At 71.8% G+C, this 4,795-nt stretch carries 4 protein-coding genes; 3 read left to right on the forward strand and 1 reads right to left on the reverse strand.

The genetic code is table 11. The features are described 5' to 3' along the window. The first annotated feature begins 438 nt into the window (after nt 1-438). Nucleotides 439-2,505 (forward strand): cellulose binding domain-containing protein, encoded by a 2,067-nt coding sequence (locus tag AB0J68_RS27380; RefSeq protein ID WP_363941203.1) that lies wholly within the window; start codon nt 439-441, stop codon nt 2,503-2,505. Between the two features lie 137 nt (nt 2,506-2,642). Beyond that, nucleotides 2,643-3,443: an SAM-dependent methyltransferase gene (locus AB0J68_RS27385; protein WP_363941206.1), complete on the forward strand. Its 801-nt coding sequence runs from the start codon at nt 2,643-2,645 to the stop codon at nt 3,441-3,443. Between the two features lie 3 nt (nt 3,444-3,446). Here the strand turns inward: AB0J68_RS27385 and AB0J68_RS27390 are convergent, their stop codons facing one another. Continuing rightward, nucleotides 3,447-4,427 (reverse strand): DUF559 domain-containing protein, encoded by a 981-nt coding sequence (locus tag AB0J68_RS27390; RefSeq protein ID WP_363941208.1) that lies wholly within the window; start codon nt 4,425-4,427, stop codon nt 3,447-3,449. 25 nt (nt 4,428-4,452) lie between these two features. Here AB0J68_RS27390 and AB0J68_RS27395 point away from each other — a divergent pair. After that, nucleotides 4,453-4,795, forward strand: a 343-nt coding sequence (locus AB0J68_RS27395; RefSeq protein WP_363941210.1) for a hypothetical protein, incomplete at its 3' end; no start/stop codon positions are given.

Consider the following 4,795-nt stretch of genomic DNA (forward strand, 5'->3'; position numbering starts at 1 on the left):
GCGGGTGACGCGCGGTGGACTCCGCGCGCCCGCGTGCTGTTGACCGGTCCGGTCGCGACGCCCGCCTGCCGGCGGGCGTCCTGACCAGCGACGGCTCTCCCGGTGAGCCGTTGACGCTGGGCGTCTCGCATCGACTGTGAGCGATAACATGTCGTTCGTCAAGACGTAACGTATGACGTCATTTCAGTCGTGGGAGCGCCTGCTTCGGGCGGGTCCCCTTGAGATCCCCGATTCGACCATGACATTCTTGGCCGTCGATAACCTGCTGCGCGCGGGGCTGACGCCCGTCCACTGGGCAGCCGGGACCGGACCACGGATCCCGGAGGACGGGGATTGAGTGATGGGGCGCCGGGGCCTGTCCGTCCACGAGTCCGCCCGCCGCCGCGCCGCTTTCTGCCGGCCGGGTGACTCACCGTCGTTTCCCGAAGGAACCCAGCCATGCAGATACCGAACCGCCGCGCGGCGCTCCTGGCGGGCGTGCTGCTCGCCGCGAGCGCACTCTCCGGCATCCACCCTCCGACAGCGATGGCGGCGGCCGACCCCGGCGCCGTCGCCGTGACCGTGAACGCCCGCGCCGGACTGGCGCGGGTGTCCGACACCGCCTTGGGCGTCAACCACGCCATCTGGGACCAGAACCTGGGCACCGCCGAGACGTCGGACCTGCTGCGCGACGCCGGCGTGCAGATGATGCGCTATCCCGGCGGCTCGTACGCCGACATCTACCACTGGAAGGACCACACCGCACCCGGCGGGTACGTCGCCCCGAACACCGACTTCGACACGTTCATGGCGGCGGTCAGGCGGGTCGGTGCCCAACCGATGATCATCGCGAACTACGGCACCGGTACGCCGTCCGAGGCCGCCGACTGGGTGCGCTACGCCAACGTGACCAAGGGGTACGGCGCAAAGTACTGGACGATCGGCAACGAGAACTACGGCAACGGGCTCTACGGGTCGGCCTGGGAGGCGGACGACCACCCGGACAAGAGCGCCAGCCAGTACGCGCGGCTGGTGATCGAGTACGCCGACGCGATGAAGGCGGTCGACCCGAGCATCAGGGTCGGCGCGGTGCTGACCATGCCGGGCAACTGGCCGGACGGGATCACCGCCGGCGGCGACCCGGGCTCCTGGAACCAGACCGTGCTCTCCCTCGCCGGCCCGAAGATCGACTTCGTGGACGTGCACTGGTACCCGGGTGGAACCGCCGCCGAGTCGCTCACCCGCACCAACCAGCTCCCCGACGCGACGTACCTGCTCCGGCAGCAGCTCAGCCGGTACGCGGGCCCGAACGCCGACCGGATCGGCATCAGCTTCACCGAGCTGAACGTCGGCGCCGGCCAGAACACCCAGCCCGGGGCGCTGTTCCTCGCCGACGCGTACAGCGGGCTGCTGGAGAACGGCGTGTTCACCGCCCAGTGGTGGAACGTGCACAACGGCATCGGCACCGTGAGCGAGGTGGCGGGCCAGACCGACTACGGCGACTTCGGCATGCTGTCCAGCGGCACCTGCACCGCCGACGGCTCGGTGTGCGAGCCGCCGTTGAACACGCCGTTCGCGCCGTACCACGCGCTGACGATGATGAAGCTCTTCGCGAAGACCGGCGACCAGTTCATCCGCGCCGGCACCGACGAGCCCCTGGTCAGCGCGCACGCCGTCCGCCGGACCAACGGGGACCTGGCCGTGCTGCTGATCAACAAGGACCCGGACGCGGCCCACGACGTCGCCATCGACTACGCCGGGTTCACACCGTCGACAGCCGCGCCGACGGTGTCCACCCTCACCAACGGCGCGACGGGCATCGCCACCGGCCAGTCCGGCTCGGCGATCAGCCGGACGCTGCCGCCGTACTCGTTGACGACGCTCGTGCTGCGCCCGGCCGGCGCGACCGCCGGGCGGCCGTCGGCCCCGGGCCAGCCCACCGCCAGCGGCGTCACCGACCGGGGCGCGACGATCACCTGGCCGGCGGCCACCGCCGGCAGCAGCCCGATCGCCAAGTACGAGGTGTACCGGCAGAACGGCGCGGTCAGCGAGCAGTTCGGCGAGACGGCGACGACGTCGTTCACGGTCGGCAACCTGGTGCCGGGCAGCAGGTACACAGTCAACGTGCTGGCCCGCGACACGGCCGGCCGGGTGTCCTGGGCCTCACCGCCGTTGACGTTCGCCACCGGCAGCCCGGCGACCAGCGCGTGCACGGTCCGCTTCACCGCCAGCAACGACTGGGGCAACGGCTACATCGGGGGCGTCGAGATCACCAACAACGGGACGAAACCCATCACCGGCTGGACGCTCACCTGGACCTGGCCGACCGGGTGGCAGCAGGTGAGCAGTGGCTGGAGCGCCACCTGGGAGCAGGTCGGCAGGGCCGTGCGCGTCACCCCGACCGACGACAACCGGCAGATCGCCCCGGGCGCGAGCGTCAGCGCCGGCTTCGTCGGCGCGTACAGCGGGCCGAACGTCCTGCCGACCGCGTTCACCCTCAACGGCGCCATCTGCGCGAGCGGCTGACCGCGCCCGTCGACGATCGTGATGCCTGTGAGTTGTCCAGATGACCCACAGGCATCACGCTCGTGCCGACTCCGGGGGTCCGTGATCGACCATCGTGGACGGTATGCTGCGGGCTCGGCGGGGAGAGGTGGTCGGCCATGACGCAGTCGGAGCCCAGGCTGAGCCTGCAGACCGACCGGCCGAACGCGGCGCGGATGTTCGACTACTACCTCGGCGGCAAGGACAACTTCGCCGCCGACCGGGCCGCCGCCGAGATGGTGTTGCAGGTCGCGCCGTGGATGCCCGAGGCCGCCCGGCAGGGCCGCGACCTGATCGCCCGTACGGTCCGCCACCTCGTCGAGGAGAAGGGCGTCCGGCAGATCCTGGACCTCGGTTCCGGGCTGCCGACCCGGGACAACGTGCACGAGATCGCCCACCGCATCGACCCGGGCGTACGCGTCGTCTACGTCGACAACGACCCGGTGGTGTGCGCCCACGGGCGTGCCCTGCTCGCCGACGCGGCGACGGTGTCGGTCGTGCAGGCCGACCTGTGCCGACCCGCCGAGGTGCTTTCCCATCCGGAGGTCGCCGCCGCCATCGACTTCGACAGCCCGGTCGCGGTCCTCATGATGTTCGTGCTGCACCTGGTGCCCGACGAGCAGGTCCCGCACCACATCGTGGCGACCTACCGCGACGCGCTCGCCCCCGGCAGCTACCTGGCGCTGTCCCACGCCAGCACCGACGTGCACCCCGACCTGATGGCCCGCATCTCGGCGATCTACGCCCGCGCGAACACGCCGTTCGTACCGCGCGGCCACGCCGACGTCACCCGGTTCTTCGGCGACTTCGTCCTCGAGTCGCCCGGTCTGGTCAACATGTGGCCGTACCCCGAGCCGCCCGCCACCGTCGACGCCGAGGTGGCCCGCACCGGCTACAGCGGCGTGGCCCGCAAACCGTAGGCATCATCGGGCTTGTTCCGGCGACCGTCGCGCCGCGCCGGTCGGGCTCCAGCCGGCCGCGACCAGCGCCCGTCGAACGGTGTCGGCGACCTCGTCGGGGCGGGCGCGGACCAGCCAGGCGGGGAAGCGCAGGATACGGTCACCGCTGGTCCATACGTCGTTCTGCCGGCGCATGTCCGCCGCCCACTGCCGGGCGTCCATGTGGTGCGCGCCGTCGATCTCCACCTGCACCCGCCACTCGTGCCAGTACGCGTCCAACCAGCGGTTGCGGCCCGCCGCGTCGACGCGGTGTCGTTGCAGGTCCGGCGCGGGCAGCCGGTGCCGCCGGCACAGCCGTACAAAATTGATCTCGGAGAGCGCCTGCGCACCGCCGGCGATGTCGGCGACGGCCTGCCGGATCAGCCGTCGGCGAGGTGCCCGGGGCAGGACGTCGAGCACGGCATCCAGTTCCTCGGGTAGCACGCGACGCTGCTGGCATCCGGCGGCCAACAACCCCTGCGCCTCGTCGACGCCGCCCGCCCACCCGGCCGCGTCCACCAGGGAGCGGGCCGTCGTCGTGCGTGGCGGACGGGCGAGCTGAACATGCCCGTCCGGCAGCACCGACGTGCGATGGACCAGCACCGCGGGCATGTCGATGGGCAGCCGACGCAGGGCGGTCCGCGCGGCGCGACGCTCGGCCGGCACCAGCACGTGCAGTGGTTCGCGCCGCAGTCCCCGTACGCCCGCCTCGGCAGCCGCGGTCACCCCGGCCAGGACCGCTCCCGGACCGGCCGCAAGCACCGCCACCCACAGTTGCTGGTCGCGGGTGAGTCGACCATTACCGGCCAGCACGATCCCCTGACAGACCGACCGCCAGCGTCCGGAGCGAATCCGGCCCCGGACCGTCCCCTCGGTGACGAGCCCGGAGAGCTGCGCGGTCGTCAGCACACCCGCCTGCTCGAAGGCGAGCCAGTCGAGTGCGTCAGCGTCATCAGGAGGCAACATCCCGTCGAGCCTTCCCACTTGGTTGGTGCCGCGCCATCACATGGCGGACAGTTCTGCCGCTGGCGTACAGCCCTCGTTGCTGCCGCTGCCGCTGCCGCTGCTGCCGCTGCTGTCGTTGCGGCATTGCGGCATTGCGGCGTTGCGGCGTTGCGGCGTTGCCGTGCTGCCGCTCCGCGCTGCCGTTCGGCGTCCGCCGCGTGTCGCGTGTCGCGTGTCGCGTGTCGCGTGTCGCGTGTCGTGCGCCGTGCGCCGTGCGCCGTGCGGCGTGGCCGCGTTGCCGTTCGGCGTCCGTCGCGTGTCGTGCGCCGTCCGCCGCGTGTCGCGTGTCGTGCGCCGTCCGGCCCTGCGCCGTGCGGCCGTGCGCGGCG

This window comes from Micromonospora sp. NPDC049580, assembly GCF_040675595.1.
Lineage (GTDB): Bacteria > Actinomycetota > Actinomycetes > Mycobacteriales > Micromonosporaceae > Micromonospora.